This is a genomic window from Ekhidna lutea, from assembly GCF_900188325.1.
GTDB classification, from domain to species: domain Bacteria; phylum Bacteroidota; class Bacteroidia; order Cytophagales; family Cyclobacteriaceae; genus Ekhidna; species Ekhidna lutea.
In genome coordinates this window covers 16,656-33,020 of sequence record NZ_FZPD01000005.1, presented here as the reverse complement: position 1 = coordinate 33,020, position 16,365 = coordinate 16,656, and the positions used below count along the sequence as shown (strand labels likewise).

Sequence of the window (16,365 nt, the reverse complement as noted above, 5' to 3'; positions counted from 1 at the left end):
CGGTGATTATTCGCAAATAATTTGATTCTCAAATTTCAGATTTACCCGGTCATAGGTATTCCAACCTTTCTTAGGTAAAATCTCTTTGTAGAAAGTCATCAGTTTTGAAAACTTTCCTTCCAAATCCTCAGGTCTCCCAAACTCAATAACCTGCTTCGTTACCTGTGGATACATGTCTATCTCTCCATCCTTCCGAATGAAGATATGTGCAATCTGAGCTCTCCAGAATTCGTCTTTCTCAATAAAGGTCAGCAGGTCAAAAACCTGCTTTCCATACTTGCTTTCCTTTAAATTCTTCTCCCACATAAACTCAAACTCAGTCTCCATCAATGGGACTCTGGCCGTATGCTTCGCATTGACTGGCAATACCCTTCCATCTGAATCTATGTAGCGGTCTTTTTGACCGTCAATAAATAACCGTGCAATGGGTTTGCTCTGCTCTACTTTCACTTTCAAGTTGCCTTTCAGATCGCGGTATACCTGCGCATCTTTTACAAATGGATTTGCTTCCACTCGCTCTTCCAGCACCTTCGGATCCAGGTCTCCCATTTCCACACCGATGACATAATCGGTGCTTTTATCGGTCATAAGGTCTACCACTTCCAGGTGATCGGTGAAGAAATTTCCCTCCTGATCAAGGATTTCTACTTTCACTTCTTCGACCTCCCTCCCATTGTTTTTAATACCCGCAAAAGTGATCAGCGTAATCAACAATAATCCGCTGAAAGAGTAGATCAGGATATTTTTCTTTTCTTCCTTACTCATCTTCAGTTGATTTAGGGTTGAACTTATTTTTCATGTACTCAGCAATCTTTGGAACCTCCCGATCAATATCGCCTGCGCCAATGGTCACTACAATATCCAGGTTGTGATTTTCTAATTCATCCAGCAAGTATTCTTTAGCAACCATCACTTTCTTCTCATTCTCCATCAAATCAAAAATAGATTTTGATGATACCCCCTCAATTGGCTCCTCTCTTGCAGGATAGATATCCAACAAAATAATCTCATCAGCTTTATCTAATGCTTCTGCAAAACCTTTCTTGAAGTCATTTGTACGCGAATAGAGATGCGGCTGGAAAATAACCGTGATCTTACGCTTACCGGCCAGTGATCTTACTGACTTCAGGAACGCATTAATTTCTTCCGGATGATGTGCATAATCATCAATTAGTGTGGCGTGTGGACTTCTGAAGACATATTCGAAGCGGCGCTTCACACCTTTGTATGACCTCATTAGCTTCCTGATCTCGCGTCCATCCATTCCCATATCTACAGCGACTGTGATTGCAGCCAGGGCATTTTCGACATTATGATACCCAGGAAATTCCAGATGAACATCAGAGATTTTCTCCATACCATACCGATAGGTAAAGACAAACGCACCATTTACAATTCTCAAGGCATCTGCCACGGCATCTCCATTTCGGATCGCATAAGAGATGTATTTGTTGCCCGGGTTGATTTTAAAACCAGCGTCTGAATGCATGAGTACTTTACCTTCCTTTGGGGTTTTCTTCACGAATTCCTCATAGGTATCCAGCATGGCAGTCTCATCACCGTAGATATCCAAATGATCCGGGTCGAGCGAGGTAATAATCGTATAGTTTGGGTTGAGTCGCATGAAGGAACGATCGTATTCATCGGCTTCCACGACAACCGGAGCATTCTCATCACCAATAATCAGATTGGTGCCTGTGTTGGCCATGATGCCTCCTACAAATGCTGAACATCCTTTTCTGGAATGGCTCAACAAATGTGCGATCATTGAAGTTGTTGTGGTTTTTCCGTGCGTTCCGGCCACAGCGATGGTGAAGTGATTTTCAGTGATCATACCAAGAACCTCTGATCGCTTCATTACGGTAAAGCCATTGTCACGGAAATAGTTTAGTTCTATATGCTCAGCGGGAATAGCTGGCGTATAGACAACCAGTGTACCCTCTTTTGCTAAAAACTTGTCATCGATCAAATCGAGCTGATCTTCATAATGCACGTCGATCCCTTCTTCGACCAACTTCTTCGTCAGATCGGATTCAGTTTTGTCGTACCCGGCAACCGGAATCTGCTTCGCATGAAACCATCGAGCCAATGCACTCATGCCGATACCTCCGATACCGATGAAATAGACGCTATTTACTTCGGCTAGTTTCATGATTGATGATTGGTTTTAAACATCCCCCTACCTAGACGCATAGCCTCCTCACCCCCCTTCAAAGGGGGAATAGCTACCGAATGAAATTTGGCAATATGAGGAACGATATTTCTTTCCATTTTTATCATTCTACCAGTTTCATTACTTCGTTTGCGATATCAATGGCGGCATTTTCATGTGCCATGGCTCCAATATTCTCAGACAGTTTTTCCTGTCGCTCTTTATTTTTCAGCAAAGTCATCGCTTCATCGATCAGCTTATCCATTGCCTCACTATCCTTTACCATCTCAGCAGCGTCATTGTCGACTAAGGCCAAGGCATTAATCGTCTGGTGATCTTCAGCCACATTAGGAGAAGGAACTAAGATGGATGGTTTTGCTGTGAGCATTAATTCAGCAATGGAAAGCGCTCCTGCTCTTGAAATCACAACATCCGCACATGCATATGCAAAGTCCATTTGAAGGATGAAGTCCTTCAAAACCACTTTACCTCCTTTGCCTTCTGCTCGTTTCTCCATCTCATCCTTATAAAATCCACCACATTGCCAGATTAATTGAACGCCTTCTTTTTCCAGCTTCTCTAAGCCGGATAGTACGCTTTCATTCAATGTACGTGCGCCTAAACTTCCACCAATAACTAAAAGGGTGGCTTGCTTCTCATCGAGTTCAAAATGTTTGAATGCTTCAGCTTTACGGTTAGGATTTAGCTTGATCGTTTTTCTTACAGGATTCCCCGTAACTACTATTTTGTTAGCTGGGAAGTATTTCTCCATGCCTTCATGCGCTACACAGATCGTGTTAGCTGATTTTGAAAGCCATTTATTGGTCAATCCGGCATAGGAGTTTTGTTCCTGAATAAGTGTGGGGATTCCTTTTCTACCAGCCACATAAAGCAAAGGGCCACTAGCGTATCCCCCAACACCAACAACCGCATCCGGCTTAAATTTCTTAATAAGCTTTGAAGCCTGTCGAATACTTGATAACAGTTTGAATGGGAACATCAGGTTATCGGTCGATAGCTTACGCTGGATCCCACTAATCCACAAGCCTTCAATCTCAAAACCAGCCTCCGGGACTTTCTTCATTTCCATTTTTCCTTTTGCTCCTACAAAAAGAATTTCAACGGATTGAAGCATATCTTTCAAGGCCTGCGCAATGGAAATAGCCGGATAGATGTGACCGCCCGTGCCGCCACCGCTAATCATGATGCGATATGTTCGTTCCTTTTCGATTACGCTGCTTCTTTATATTGATTCCCTATTGCTCCACCAAAATTATCAATCTCACCTCTGCTCACACTCAGAATAATTCCCAATGCCACCCCGGCAAAAAGCTGTGATGTACCTCCCATACTGATGAAAGGAAGTGTCAGTCCGGTCACCGGCCCGAGCCCTACAGCTACTCCCATATTCACCAATGCCTGTACCACAAGAGCAAAACTCAATCCAGCTGAAAGTAAACCTCCATATGCCCGATCATTTTGCTCAGCGGCTTTCATTCCTCGATAAAGAAGTGCGAGATACAAAAACAGGATAAGCACACCCCCAATCATTCCGTATTCTTCCAAAATGATTGCGTAGATGAAATCTGAATATGGATGAGGTAAAAAATTTCTTTGATCACTTTGTCCCGGACCCTTGCCAATCACTCCACCAGAGGCAATTGCGATGTATGCTTGCTTGGCCTGGTACGGGGTATCATTGTTGATATAGTCCTCCACTCTGGAAATGGCCGTTCCGCCTCTTTGCCCCACCATGAAGGCCACAGAACCAAAGGAGGCACAAATCACGACAAGCATGCCGAGGTATTTCATTGGAACCCGGCCAATGAAAAGTACCAGCATGCAAGTCAGAAATAAAAGGATTGCTGACGAAAAATTGGTCAATGCGATTAGGCCACATATCAGACCGATCCAAAACAACATCGGAACAATTGCTTTTTGAAAATCATCAATGGATTGCTGACGTTTGGAAAGCATACTGGCTAATGTTACCAGCAAGGCCAGTTTAGCCAAATCCGAAGGCTGAAATGCCTGATTGATCACAGGAATTGTTAACCAACGTGATGCCTCATTGATATTGGTACCAAACATCCAGGTAAACAATAGCAACGGCACACATAGCCAAAGTACAAGGCGTGAAATTTTTGAGTAGTATCGGTAATCGATTCGGTGTGCAAGCCAGATTGCTCCTAAACTCACTATCACGAGAACCGAGTGCTTAATGAGATAATACTCGGTGTTACCATCCATCATTTTGTAGGCCAGACTGCCTGTGGCGCTGTACACCACCAAAATGCTGAATAGTGAAAGGATCAGCACGATGAACCAGATCACCGGGTCTCCTTTCAGATTTCGATATGCCCAATTTTTCACTTCGTTCATAGTACAAATTGTTTTGGATAAAACATCCCCCTGCTATCGCACACACCTTCGCACCCCCCTTCGAAGGGGGACTTCTCCTCTAAACCGAGTTTAGAGTGAATAGCCGATGACAATATTTCAAATACTGAGAATATCATGCTTCTTTGGCTTTTAATGTCTTGGCAAGCTTGTTCACTGCACGCTTGAATTTATCTCCACGATCTTCGTAGTTGCTGAACAAGTCAAAGCTTGCACAAGCTGGGGATAGCAATACCACATCACCCTCTTCGGCCCATTCATGTGCCTGATCTATGGCCTTTTTAACAGAATCTACTTCAGCGATCTTATTCAGTTTTGAACCGAAATAACTTGTCAAAGCCCGATTATCCTTACCCATGCAGATCAGCCCCTTCACCTTCTTCTTCACCAACTTTTCGATCTGTGTGTAGTCGTTTCCTTTGTCAATGCCACCCGCAATCCAAATGATATCGCCCTTCACTCCGTCTAAAGCATAGTAGACAGAATCTACATTCGTCGCTTTAGAGTCATTGATGTATGCCGCACCATCGATCTCCTTCACAAATTCCAATCGATGTGGCGCGTTTTTGAAATTCTTAAGTCCTTTCAGGACCATTTCCATTGGCACTTCCATGCAAAGTGCACTCAATACGGCCGCCATGCTATTGACCATGTTGTGCTTTCCAATCAATGAAATCTCAGAGACCGGAATCTGGAATTCAGCAGCATCGTGCTTGTACTGAAAGTTGAAAATCAGGTGCTCATCCTTCAGGTAAGCGCTTAGCTTATTGTTGTTCGAAGCTGACATGGCAAACATGCTGGCTTCTATTTTTCTTCTACTTATTTCCTCCGTCACCGGGGCAGAATCCGCACAGTAAATAAAAACCTGCTCGTTGGTCAGGTTTTCTATGATCCTGAATTTGGAGGTGACATATTTGTCGAAGTTGTACTCATACCGATCCAGATGATCCGGAGTGATATTCAGCAAGACCGCCACATCCGGTCGGAAATTATCAATCCCATCCAGTTGGAAGCTGCTGACCTCTACAACATAATAATGATAGCCACCTTCAGCCACGAGCCTCGCAAGGCTCCTACCGACATTACCACCTAATGCCACTTTATACCCTGCTGTTTTAAGCAGATGATGCGCAAGTAAGGAGGTAGTGGTTTTTCCATTGGTACCTGTGATAGCAATAACTTTTGCTTTATCGATAAATCGGTATGCAAACTCTATTTCAGAAATGACAGGAATGTTATTGCCAACCAGTTTTTGAACCAGCGGAGCTGAATCCGGGATGCCCGGGCTTTTCACCACCAAAGACGCATTCAGAAGTAGTTCTTCAGAATGTCCACCCTCTTCAAAATCAATTTTCTGACTTTTCAACGTTCTTCTGCGATCAGAAGCCAGGTTTCCTCCGTCAGAAAGGAATACCTCATAGCCCTTTTGACGAGCAAGCATGGCGGCACCAACGCCGCTCTCACCTCCACCCAATATGACTATGCGTTCGTTCATTATTCTTCTTCTTTTACTTTTTTACCAATAATCAAGTCGAAGCATCTTGAGTAGATGGCCATCAAATCATATCCCTCCTTCACGAAATCATCAATCAGGCTGATCTTCTGCTTTTTGTTCGCCAACTCCAACTGATCAAGGATGAAAAGAATCTCATCCGTCTCATCTTCCAATTGACCCATTATCTGATTGAAGACCGAATGGGATGGTGCTTTCAAAAGCTTTAAAAACTGGTTGTCAATCTTTCTTGCACTTCTTATCAGCATAGAAGTGGCTTGCACCAAAGTGCCTGTTGGGATCAATTCTGAAAGCTGCACCGCACCCTTTTGGAACTTCTCGTTTAATTCATGGATTTCTGTTACTGTCATTATCTGATTTTTAGAGTTGCTAATGTGAAAATGGCTAAGAGTATCCCTACCGTCCAGAAGCGGGCTACAATCTTGGCCTCATGAAGCCCTTTCTTTTGGTAGTGATGGTGAAGCGGCGACATTAAAAAGATGCGTCTTCCTTCTCCGTATTTCTTTTTGGTGTATTTGAAATAAGACACCTGAATAATCACCGATAAATTTTCGATGACCAGAATTCCGCATAGTATCGGAATCAATAATTCTTTTCGAATGACAAAAGCCAACACAGCTATAATACCTCCTAGTGAAAGGCTGCCAGTATCCCCCATAAAAACCTGAGCCGGGTATGCATTGTACCACAAGAAGCCAATACAAGCTCCAACAAAGGCTGTACAAAAAATCACCAGTTCTCCTGAGTTTGGAATGAACATGATGTTGAGGTAATCTGCGAAAATGGCGTTACCGGATAGGTAGGCGAGCACAGCAAGTGTCAAACCAATTATCGCACACGTTCCTGCGGCCAAACCATCCAACCCATCGGTGATATTGGTACCGTTGGAAACAGCAGTAACAATAAAGATGACGACCAATACATAGAGTGCCCATGAATAATCCACTAAGAATTCCGGCAATAGCCAATCGTATTGGAACTCATTGTTTGCCACAAATGGGATGGTTGTTAACAGTGAGTTTTCATCTTTAAACGCCTCTCCGGAGAAATCTCTTACAACAATATCATCATGGAACACCATGACAAGTCCAACCAACAAACCAAGCCCGATCTGCCCGATCACTTTGAATTTGCCACGTAGACCTTCTTTGTTTTTCTTTTTTACTTTCAGATAATCGTCCAGGAAGCCGATACTGCCCATCCAAAGAGCGGAGATGATCAACAGAATGATGTAGATGTTGCTGAGATCAGCAAAGAGTAGCGTTGGGATTACTATGCCAGAAATGATGATGATGCCGCCCATGGTAGGCGTTCCTTTCTTTTCCATCTGACCTTCCAATCCCAGGTCACGAATTGATTCCCCTAATTGGTATCTTCTCAGCATCTCGATTAGATACTTACCAAAAGTGATCGTGATCAAAAGCGATAGCAATGCTGCCATTCCCGCTCGGAATGAGATATACTGGAACAGTCCCGCTCCGGGGAAGTCTATTTGATTGAGATATTCAAATAAGTAGTTCAGCATCTTTCGATTTTAGATTTATAAGATTTTAGATTGAGAATTAACCCACCCCTAACCCCTCCAAGGAGGGGAATTAACTGTGCATTATATTTTCTCTTAATCCTCATCAATTCAATTGCTCTTTCAATATTTCTCTGTCGTCGAAGTGATTCCTCACTCCATTAATTTCCTGATAGGTCTCATGCCCTTTTCCGGCGACCAAAATGATGTCCTGATCGCTAACCAGATTACAGGCCGTTCTGATCGCTTCTTTTCTGTCCGAAATGATCATCACGTTCCGCTCCTTTGATTTTGGAATTCCCACTTTCATGTCTTCCAAAATCTGCTGCGGATCTTCTGTCCGTGGATTGTCAGACGTGAGAATGATCTTATCGCTAAAGCGTGCAGCGATCTCAGCCATCTTTGGACGCTTCGTTTTGTCTCGATCCCCACCACAGCCTACCACAGTGACCAACATCTCATTCTTGGTGCGTAGATCGTCTATTGTTTTCAGCACGTTCTCCAATGCATCCGGCGTATGGGCATAATCCACGATGGCCATGACATTGGAGGTGTTTTCTACTATCTCGAAGCGACCACTTGCACCCGATGTAGTGCTCAGCCCGCTTAGCACATCTTCCTTCTCCTCTTCCAATAGGATTGCCACTGCATAAGCTGTTAACAGATTGTAGGCATTGAATTCGCCTATGAGTTTGAACCACACATCCACCCCATCGAAATTCAATTCCAAGCCCTGAAGTGTATTGTGAATGATTCGTACTTTAAAATCTGCCATGGAGCGAATGCCCAATCTGTGCTTATCTGCTTTGGTATTCTGCAGCATCACCATGCCCCGCTTGTCATCCACATTTACCAATGCAAAAGATTCAGATGAAAGGCCATCAAACAATAGCTTCTTCGCAGCGATGTACTCATCGAATGTCTTGTGGTAATCCAGGTGATCGTGGGAGATATTCGTAAATACTCCTCCGGTAAAATGAATCCCGGCAACACGATTTTGTACCAAGGCGTGGGAGCTTACCTCCATAAAACAATGCGTACAACCACCTTCGACCATATCGGCCAAAAGCTGGTTAAGTTGCATCGCATCGGGTGTGGTAAAGCTGGTGTCTAAGACCTTATGGTTAATCTTATTCTCTACTGTTGAAAGTAAGCCCACCGAGTAGCCCAGGTTTTGGAAAAGCTCGAACAGTAACGTAGCACAAGTGGTCTTGCCATTCGTGCCCGTGATACCTACAAGCTTAATGTTTTCTGATGGTCGTCCGTAAAAATTCGAAGCGATGATGCCCAAGGCTTTCGCTGAATTGTCTGTCTGAACAATCGTAATTCCTTTTGGTAAATTTTTAGGTGCTTTTTCGCAAACGATGATCTTCGCTCCTTTATCTATCGTGGATTCAATGAAGTCATGACCATCTACAGTCAATCCTTTCACCGCCACAAACAGGAACCCAGATTCCACCTTTCGTGAATCAAAAGCTACACCATGAACTTCCTCTTCCCTATTTCCGGTGATCGACTGGAGCGAAACGCCAAACAATATGTCTTTCAACGTCTGCATCAGCTCATCTGAAGTTTAATGGTTGAACCTTTGGCTATTCGTCCACCCGGAGCGAGCGACTGAGTGGCTACACGCCCTCTTCCGTTCACTTTTACTTTCAGGCCTAAATTTTCCAATACATAAATTGCATCGCGAAGTGTCATGCCACGTACATCAGGAATTACTTCGTATTTCACCGTATTCCCTTTCCAGTACACTGCATCATTGATGACATCAGTTTTCACCCATTCAGCTTCTGTTTTTGCATGGTTGGAGATACCAAGCTCATTGCAGATCATCGTCAGCTCATCTCTTTTGCCAGCTTTGATATGTGGGAACACACCAGTTACATAAGTCCGCTCCTGTGTACCAACTTCATGCATATCCAGCTCCAGCGAGTAGATTTTATCTGCTATTTCTTTGAATACCGGGGCAGATACATCGCTACCATAGATCTGATATCCTTTCGGATTGTCGATCACTACGATGCAGCTATACCGAGGTGCTTCAGCCGGAAAATATCCGGCGAATGAAGTATAATATTCGCGCACATATCGTCCGTTCTTCACCTTCTTAGCTGTACCTGTTTTACCAGCGATTTTGTAGTGCGAATGATTGATGTTTTGGGCAGTACCTCGCTCCACAACTCCCTCCATCATCATCTTTACTTTTCTTAACGTCTCTTTGGATGCGATGCGATCGTTGATCACTTCCGTTTCAAATTCTTCTACCATTCGATCGGCTTTCATCACGCCTTTCACAATCATCGGCTTCACCATTTTTCCATTGTTGGCTACCGCATTGTAAAGCGTGAGCATTTGAAGAGGTGTCATTTTCAACTCATATCCGTGAGACATCCATGGAAGTGAAACCCCACTCCAGGTGCTATCTGATGGATCTTTGATGTATGGCTTACCCTCTCCTACCATTTGAAAATCAAGTGGTTGGTGCAGGTTCATTCTTTTTAGATAGTTGATGAATTTCTCTGGCTCATTTCCGAAATGTTGAGAAATCAACTTCGCCACACCAATGTTGGATGACTTTTCAAAAACTTCCTGTACCGTGAGTGTGCCAAAGCCCCCCGGCTTATGATCCCGCATGGTCTTGTCAAAAAACTCGAGGCTTCCGTCACCAGTGTTGATCGTATCCGTCAACTTAATATCGACCTCCTCCAGCAAGGCGATCATGCTGGCCAGTTTGAACGTAGAACCCGGTTCCCTCGAACCCTGGTTTCCTACCGCATAGTTGTATCTTTCATAGTAATCTCCGTCGGTATTCCTGCTCAGATTAGAAATCGCTTTGATTTCCCCGGTTTTCACTTCCATCACGATTGCCACGCCATAGTCTGCATTGTGCTTTTGAAGCTCATCCAACAAAGCTGATTCTGTCACATCCTGGAGATCTACATTAATAGTTGTTTGGATATCATACCCATCGACCGGACGTTTCTCGGTACCGTCATAGATGGGCTTCCAGCCTCCACCGGCCATTTTTTGATAGAGCCCTTTACCGTTTACACCGGCCAGCTGTTTGTTGAAGCTGTATTCCAGCCCAACCGTACCCCGATCGTTTGCATTTACACTTCCAATGGTTCGGATGCCTAAATGCGAAAAGGGTAGAAATCGTTTTTCCACCTTTTCGAACAGCACCCCTCCTTTTAACCTACCTTCCCTGAAGAGCGGCCAGTTTTCCATGTGTTTCTTATCCTGATAGCCAATTTCCTGACGATTGAGGGTCAGGTAACGGCGACCATCCTTTCGTGCGCGATCTATTTTTCGCTTGTATTGGGTTGGTGTCAAATCGCCGTAGTAGCGAGAAAGCAGATAACACAATGAGTCAATATTGTTTTTGTAAAGTCCGTTGGTAGGTAGATATGGATCAATCGCTAACCGGTAAAATGGTAATGATGTCGCCAGTAAGCTTCCATCATCTGCATAGATGTTACCACGTGTTGCTTTTACATTCATTACCTGCATGCCCAGGGTTTCGCCCAGACTTCTCCACTCCTCTCCTTCAATGAACTGGATCTTGGCAATACGAAACACGACTGCTCCCGCCACCAAAAAGGTGAGGATGAATGCGATACGCACGCGTAGTACTATGTCTCGTTTTATGCTCATTTTTTTAGGTCAACAGCCATCCGTCGACAGTCGACTGATAGACTGTGGACTGACCGTTGGTCAATTTCAAAAAATGTTATTTTGTTACCTGTAATCACTTTGTTTCAACTTGCTTGATTAATACGGGTAACTCTTTACTCTCTTTTAATCCGAGCTCTGCCGCTCGTTTTGCCACCTCCGATTGCTTGCTTTCATACATGAAATCTGCTTTCAGGGTAGTATAATCTGCTCGTAAATCCTCCACCTCGTTTTCGAGATGGTTGATATCACGAACCTTCTTTTCCGCGTAATGGCGGTTGCCGATGTACAGCAGACATAAGAATGCCAGAAATAGAATTTGGGGAAGAAAACGCACGTGTATCACCTCGCTCATGGAGCTGTCCATGCGTAGAAAGCGATTGATGAGACGGAATAAGCCTCCTCGCTCTTCTCTTTGGGGTAATTTGTAGGTGTTCTTCATTTCTTAAAAGTTTGAAGTTTGAAGCTGGGAGTTTGAAGCTGGAATCACTTCCATCTTCTAGCTTCCTACTTCACACTTCTTTTCTTGCCAATACGCAGCTTAGCGCTTCTCGCTCTGCTGTTTTCTTTAATTTCTGCCGCTGTGGGGATGATGGGCTTTCGGTTCACCGGGTCTAACACCCTGATTGGATTCCCATAAAAGTCTTTTTCATCGACCCCTTTAATGTTTCCTTTATTGATGAAGTTTTTGACCGGTCTGTCTTCCAGTGAATGATAACTCATCACCACCAGCCTGCCTTCTGCCTTTAGCACTTCGCCAGCCTGCACCAAAAACTCCCTGAGTGCGTCCATTTCATCATTTACCTCTATACGTATGGCCTGAAAGACCTGTGCGAGGTATTTGAGATCCCGACCTTTTGGAGCGTTCTTCATCGCAATTGCTTTCAGCTGCTCGTTGGTCTCAATGGGTTGGTTCATCCGGAAACTCACAATCTCTCTCGCGAGGGTTCGCGCATTTCTGATTTCGCCGTATGCACTCAAAATATGTATCAGATCCTTTTCTTCGTACTCGTTTACTACCTCCCTGGCGCTTTTAGCAGCGGCCTGATCCATGCGCATATCCAGCTCACCTTCTGCCCTAATGGTGAATCCGCGCTCTGGCTCATCAAACTGATGGGAGCTAACTCCCAAATCGGCCAGGATGCCATCAACTTCTGTGATGCCGTGTAGTCTGAGATACTTTTTCAGGTATCTGAAATTCGACTCAATAAATGTAAAAGAACGTTTCGCTTGCCCCTCATCCCCGACCCTTCTCCCCGAGGAGAAGGGAGGTTCACCCTTTTCGAGTAATTCAGCAAGCTTTGTTGCATTTTGCTCAGCGTCTTTGTCCTGATCAAAAGCAATGAGGTGTCCGGTTGTCAACTTGTCGAGTATCGCTTTGCTGTGTCCGCCACCTCCGAAGGTCACATCCACGTATACTCCATCTGGTTTTATGTCCAGCCCGTCCAGGCATTCCTGCAACATGACCGGGTTGTGGTATTCGCTCATCTCTCTCCTCCTTCCCTGCACCCTTCGATGAACTCAGGATGACAACCCGCTGTGTCAGTCTGAGCCTGTCGAAGACTAACTTCAACTACACTCATTCGTCAAGGAACTTCTGTGCCAGCTCTGAGTATTCGCTATCGTCACTGATCATGTGCTTATCAAATACTTCAGGATTCCACATTTCTATATAGTTGCCCGTGCCGATGAGGAGTGCCTCCTTGTCTATCTGTGCATGAGCGAGCATCTGTTTCGGGATCAGGATGCGGTTTGCATTATCCAGCTCCACCTGCGCGATGCTCCTGAAAAATGTCCGTTTCAACTTCCGTTGCTCCGGATCGAATTCACTCAATGATGAGATCTTGTGGTGTATCTTTTTATACTCCACCATTGGGTAGAGGATTAGGTTCGGCTCGAATCCCTTCCGAATTATCAGTTCTGCAGTGGAGACCTCCGGAAGGTTGACCTTGATCTTTGCAGGCAAGACCAACCTTCCTTTAGTATCCAACTTACACTCATATTCGCTTGTAAAAAACGTCATACTGAGCCTTGAAAAATATAAACCACCGAGACAAATGTAATCAACTTTTCCTATTTTCCCCCACTCTCCCCCACTTTCATACACAAAATATTAAAAAATGCTTATTTGTGCATTAAATCGATGATTTTAAGCTTTAAATGAATGTTCTGTGAATGAGTGAGTTATGAAAATGAGGCGGTTAGACTACTTTTTTGAATAAATTTTGTGATTTGGAACTTGAAAATTGGAATTTGAGGTATTTGGTGGGAGATGGTGGGGAGGATTGAAGAATGTGGGAGTTGGTGGGGAAGATTTGTCAGGGGTAATTAAATTAGGTTTAGGAATCCTCGTTACAAACGAGGACTAGATAGAGTATTTGGTGGGAGGTGGTGGGGGAAAGTTGAATTCTGAATTAGTGAATTAATAATTTTGGGATTGGACAAAGAAAATGATGAGGAATACGTGCCAGTTAATTAGCGATGATATGATAACATAGGTCCGAAGGAAACGAATTGAGGCGATAGATTTTTGTACATTTAAAGTGGTATACGCTACTATCCATGCTTGATTTTTATCATTTTGTAAAAGACAATCCTCAATTCAGGCAATTCAAAGTAGATGAATTTTTGTTTACTGCTTACGACTGTCCTCTGGAGGAATCACCATTAGCCTACTGGGTTGATAAAAATTACTTCTGTTTTATTATTAAAGGAGGAGCCAAGTGGAAAACATGAAAAGAAGAGTTTCTTTTTAAGGTTGGTGACGCTGTTTTTCTAAAAAAAGGTGCGCACCGGGTGTTAAAAATTCAAGAAGGTGAATTCTGTGCATTGCTCATCTTTATGCCTGATGAGTTCATAAGCACAGTTATAAAAACGGATGTTGATGTGAAGGACAAATCACTCCAAAATCAGGCCATCGAATCAATTATCCCCATTTCTCTTGACCAAAGTCTGCTCGATTATTTTCATTCCGTATTGAATTACTTTTCACAATCCACTACGCCTTCCAAGAGTCTGCTTAAAGTCAAATTGAGAGAATTAGTGGTAAATATTGCTACAGGTAAAACCAATCCTGCATTGGCAGAGTGTTTCTCAAAAATCGCATACTGCACCAAAATTGACCTGAAAGCTGTCATGGAGGAGAACTTCACCTTTAACCTCAACTTGACTGACTTTGCCCGGTTAAGCGGTAGAAGTCTTGCAACCTTTCATCGTGATTTTGCCAAAACATTTCAAACTTCTCCTGGTCAATGGCTAAAACAAAAGAGACTTGAATACGCGAAACATTTGTTGGAAACCACAGATTTGAGTGTCAACGAAATCACCATGGAGATTGGCCTGGAGAACACCTCACACTTTATTAAAATTTTCAAGGAATGTTATAATGATTCGCCATTAAAATACAGAAAATCAGCTTTCGCCTGACATCCTTGTTTGATATTCATAGCATATTTTTTGAGTCAGATTCCAAATTCATTTTACTTCGGTCAAGGTACCTTAGATCGCTAAAATTCTTGTAATGAAAGCGAACCTACTACCAACAACATGGCTAATTGTCCTTTTGGCACCTCTACTATGTAGCTGCAAATCCGAATCCGGTTCACCAAATGATTATGACTCAACACCTCTTATTGCCTGGAATCAAAAAGTAATGGAAATGGCCATGTCAGAGGATGGCCTTCTCACACTCAAGGGAGTAAGAACTGAGGCCATGATGCATATCGCCATAAATGATGCACTCAACAGCATAGAATCTGTTTACACACCTTATGTGTTCGCTGAATCTTCTCCTGAAGCTAACCCACTAGCTGCTGTAGCTCAGTCGGCTTATGAAGTAGCTGCTAATCAATTCCCTGACAACACGGAGGAACTGAAAAACGAACTGAATCGATGGCTTGCAATAATAGATGACGGCAAATCGAAAGCGGAGGGCATAAGAATTGGAAAAGCATCCGCAATGGAAATACTCCGCATGCGATCCGAAGATGATTTCGCAGGTGAAGCAAGCTATGAGTGGCATCCCATGGCACCCGGCGTGTATGCAGAGTTTAACGAACATAGCGGTACGCCCGAGGGATTTATCTTCGGAGCTGGATGGGCTAAGGCCAAACCTTTTATGCTGAAATCACAGGATCAATTCAGATCACCACCTCCGCCTGACATCACAAGCGATGAATACACAAATGCTTTCAATGAAGTAAAAGCGTACGGGAAATTTGAAAGTGACATACGGTCTGAAGATCAAACGCATTTAGCGATGTGGTGGAAAGATTTTGTGGAAAATTCTCACAACAGACTGGCACGAAAACTAGTCATTAAAGAAAACCTTAATCTATGGGAATCCGCAAGGCTTTTTGCCTTGCTTAATATGACTATATACGATGCTTATGTGAATGTATTTGATAACAAGTTCCATTATAATCATTGGAGACCCTATACAGCCATTCGCTGGGCGGCTCATGATCAGAATAGTGACACAGAACCTGATACTGCCTGGAACAATTTGCATAAACATACCTATGCATTTCCCTCTTATCCTTCCGCACATGGCACTGCCAGTACTGCTGCCATGACTGTGCTTGCTAACACCTTAGGAACAGGAGACAAATATGCATTCACAATGACAACAGAGGAAGTGGATAAAGCAGGGCCCTTTTCAGGAAAAATCAAAATGGATCCGCCTACTCGTTCATTCGATAGCTTTTCTACTGCAGGACTGGAAGCATCTATGTCCAGGGTCTACCTTGGCATTCACTTCAGGTACGACTCTGAAGAAGGACACCAACTGGGAGCTAAAATTGGTGAATATGCGAGTAGGGAGTTTATCAGACCTGTGCAATAGTGTATATGAATTGAAATCATGCACTATCAAACCATTAATTAATCTTTCGATTTGTGGGGACACGAACCGAGGCGAGTGGCTGCTTATCGCTTTTTCGGATTTGGAGATATTCGGCCCCCACTCCTTCAGCTTCGTTTGTTTTCTTCACATTAACGATGTTGTAATTCCATTTGGGGTTATTTCGCTGGTCGCTAACGAATGCAAAAACTTCCGATAGAGGTTTTTTGATCGATATGGAATTGGTGATACTCAGCATGTAT

15 protein-coding genes and 1 pseudogene are annotated in these 16,365 nt (G+C 43.6%); 3 read left to right on the top strand and 13 right to left on the bottom strand.

Annotation, left to right across the window (positions count from 1 at the left end; genetic code table 11):
• Positions 1–6: 6 nt before the first annotated feature.
• The 12 genes from CHB71_RS14150 to mraZ all read right to left on the bottom strand — a co-directional run bounded on the left by CHB71_RS14150 (position 7) and on the right by mraZ (position 13,285).
• Positions 7–765, bottom strand: a complete 759-nt coding sequence (locus CHB71_RS14150) for a cell division protein FtsQ/DivIB (RefSeq protein WP_089357598.1) — start codon at positions 763–765, stop codon at positions 7–9.
• Positions 758–2,152 carry a UDP-N-acetylmuramate--L-alanine ligase gene (gene murC, locus CHB71_RS14145; RefSeq protein ID WP_089357597.1) on the bottom strand — a complete coding sequence of 465 codons (1,395 nt, stop codon included), beginning with the start codon at positions 2,150–2,152 and terminating at the stop codon, positions 758–760. Before murC ends, CHB71_RS14150 begins: the two co-directional genes overlap by 8 nt.
• A 124-nt stretch (positions 2,153–2,276) precedes the next feature.
• Positions 2,277–3,356 carry an undecaprenyldiphospho-muramoylpentapeptide beta-N-acetylglucosaminyltransferase gene (gene murG / locus CHB71_RS14140; protein ID WP_089357596.1) on the bottom strand — a complete coding sequence of 360 codons (1,080 nt, stop codon included), beginning with the start codon at positions 3,354–3,356 and terminating at the stop codon, positions 2,277–2,279.
• Between the two features lie 26 nt (positions 3,357–3,382).
• On the bottom strand, positions 3,383–4,534 hold the full coding sequence (locus CHB71_RS14135) for an FtsW/RodA/SpoVE family cell cycle protein (protein WP_089357595.1): 1,152 nt from the start codon (positions 4,532–4,534) through the stop codon (positions 3,383–3,385).
• Positions 4,535–4,667: 133 nt separating this feature from the next.
• Positions 4,668–6,047 carry a UDP-N-acetylmuramoyl-L-alanine--D-glutamate ligase gene (gene murD / locus CHB71_RS14130; protein ID WP_089357594.1) on the bottom strand — a complete coding sequence of 460 codons (1,380 nt, stop codon included), beginning with the start codon at positions 6,045–6,047 and terminating at the stop codon, positions 4,668–4,670.
• The gene (locus CHB71_RS14125) at positions 6,047–6,415 is read right to left on the bottom strand and encodes a hypothetical protein (RefSeq protein ID WP_089357593.1); all 369 of its coding nucleotides are present in this window, start codon (positions 6,413–6,415) and stop codon (positions 6,047–6,049) included. Before CHB71_RS14125 ends, murD begins: the two co-directional genes overlap by 1 nt.
• A complete protein-coding gene (mraY, locus tag CHB71_RS14120) occupies positions 6,415–7,590 on the bottom strand; it encodes a phospho-N-acetylmuramoyl-pentapeptide-transferase (protein WP_089357592.1) in 1,176 nt (391 codons plus the stop codon). Before mraY ends, CHB71_RS14125 begins: the two co-directional genes overlap by 1 nt.
• A gap of 103 nt (positions 7,591–7,693) precedes the next feature.
• A complete protein-coding gene (locus CHB71_RS14115) occupies positions 7,694–9,145 on the bottom strand; it encodes a UDP-N-acetylmuramoyl-L-alanyl-D-glutamate--2,6-diaminopimelate ligase (protein WP_089357591.1) in 1,452 nt (483 codons plus the stop codon).
• Positions 9,145–11,244 (bottom strand): penicillin-binding protein, encoded by a 2,100-nt coding sequence (locus tag CHB71_RS14110; protein WP_089357590.1) that lies wholly within the window; start codon positions 11,242–11,244, stop codon positions 9,145–9,147. Before CHB71_RS14110 ends, CHB71_RS14115 begins: the two co-directional genes overlap by 1 nt.
• A gap of 94 nt (positions 11,245–11,338) precedes the next feature.
• A complete protein-coding gene (locus CHB71_RS14105; protein ID WP_089357589.1) occupies positions 11,339–11,704 on the bottom strand; it encodes an FtsL-like putative cell division protein in 366 nt (121 codons plus the stop codon).
• Positions 11,705–11,769: 65 nt separating this feature from the next.
• Complete coding sequence (gene rsmH / locus CHB71_RS14100; RefSeq protein WP_089357588.1) at positions 11,770–12,750, bottom strand: 16S rRNA (cytosine(1402)-N(4))-methyltransferase RsmH; 981 nt, start codon at positions 12,748–12,750, stop codon at positions 11,770–11,772.
• A 91-nt stretch (positions 12,751–12,841) separates the two neighbouring features.
• On the bottom strand, positions 12,842–13,285 hold the full coding sequence (gene mraZ, locus CHB71_RS14095) for a division/cell wall cluster transcriptional repressor MraZ (RefSeq protein WP_089358058.1): 444 nt from the start codon (positions 13,283–13,285) through the stop codon (positions 12,842–12,844).
• A 743-nt stretch (positions 13,286–14,028) separates the two neighbouring features.
• On the opposite strand from mraZ, the pseudogene CHB71_RS19270 reads away from it, so the two are divergent.
• From CHB71_RS19270 to CHB71_RS14085, 3 genes and pseudogenes are all read left to right on the top strand, one after another.
• A pseudogene (locus tag CHB71_RS19270) lies at positions 14,029–14,334 on the top strand (hypothetical protein); the annotation flags it as partial.
• 63 nt (positions 14,335–14,397) lie between these two features.
• Positions 14,398–14,688 carry a helix-turn-helix domain-containing protein gene (locus CHB71_RS19265; protein ID WP_407918764.1) on the top strand — a complete coding sequence of 97 codons (291 nt, stop codon included), beginning with the start codon at positions 14,398–14,400 and terminating at the stop codon, positions 14,686–14,688.
• A gap of 94 nt (positions 14,689–14,782) precedes the next feature.
• Positions 14,783–16,105, top strand: coding sequence for a vanadium-dependent haloperoxidase (locus CHB71_RS14085; RefSeq protein WP_089357586.1), 1,323 nt, complete (start codon positions 14,783–14,785; stop codon positions 16,103–16,105).
• 34 nt (positions 16,106–16,139) lie between these two features.
• Here the strand turns inward: CHB71_RS14085 and CHB71_RS14080 are convergent, their stop codons facing one another.
• On the bottom strand, positions 16,140–16,361 hold the full coding sequence (locus CHB71_RS14080; RefSeq protein ID WP_089357585.1) for an SRPBCC family protein: 222 nt from the start codon (positions 16,359–16,361) through the stop codon (positions 16,140–16,142).
• Positions 16,362–16,365 lie beyond the last annotated feature (4 nt).

Bases quoted from the DNA above. Each gene is read 5' to 3' on its own strand.
- CHB71_RS14150 (WP_089357598.1), bottom strand. From the start codon at position 765: ATGAGTAAGGAAGAAAAGAAAAATATCCTGATCTACTCTTTCAGCGGA.
- murC (WP_089357597.1), bottom strand. From the start codon at position 2,152: ATGAAACTAGCCGAAGTAAATAGCGTCTATTTCATCGGTATCGGAGGT.
- murG (WP_089357596.1), bottom strand. From the start codon at position 3,356: ATGATTAGCGGTGGCGGCACGGGCGGTCACATCTATCCGGCTATTTCC.
- CHB71_RS14135 (WP_089357595.1), bottom strand. From the start codon at position 4,534: ATGAACGAAGTGAAAAATTGGGCATATCGAAATCTGAAAGGAGACCCG.
- murD (WP_089357594.1), bottom strand. From the start codon at position 6,047: ATGAACGAACGCATAGTCATATTGGGTGGAGGTGAGAGCGGCGTTGGT.
- CHB71_RS14125 (WP_089357593.1), bottom strand. From the start codon at position 6,415: ATGACAGTAACAGAAATCCATGAATTAAACGAGAAGTTCCAAAAGGGT.
- mraY (WP_089357592.1), bottom strand. From the start codon at position 7,590: ATGCTGAACTACTTATTTGAATATCTCAATCAAATAGACTTCCCCGGA.
- CHB71_RS14115 (WP_089357591.1), bottom strand. From the start codon at position 9,145: ATGCAGACGTTGAAAGACATATTGTTTGGCGTTTCGCTCCAGTCGATC.
- CHB71_RS14110 (WP_089357590.1), bottom strand. From the start codon at position 11,244: ATGAGCATAAAACGAGACATAGTACTACGCGTGCGTATCGCATTCATC.
- CHB71_RS14105 (WP_089357589.1), bottom strand. From the start codon at position 11,704: ATGAAGAACACCTACAAATTACCCCAAAGAGAAGAGCGAGGAGGCTTA.
- rsmH (WP_089357588.1), bottom strand. From the start codon at position 12,750: ATGAGCGAATACCACAACCCGGTCATGTTGCAGGAATGCCTGGACGGG.
- mraZ (WP_089358058.1), bottom strand. From the start codon at position 13,285: ATGACGTTTTTTACAAGCGAATATGAGTGTAAGTTGGATACTAAAGGA.
- CHB71_RS19265 (WP_407918764.1), top strand. From the start codon at position 14,398: ATGGAGGAGAACTTCACCTTTAACCTCAACTTGACTGACTTTGCCCGG.
- CHB71_RS14085 (WP_089357586.1), top strand. From the start codon at position 14,783: ATGAAAGCGAACCTACTACCAACAACATGGCTAATTGTCCTTTTGGCA.
- CHB71_RS14080 (WP_089357585.1), bottom strand. From the start codon at position 16,361: ATGCTGAGTATCACCAATTCCATATCGATCAAAAAACCTCTATCGGAA.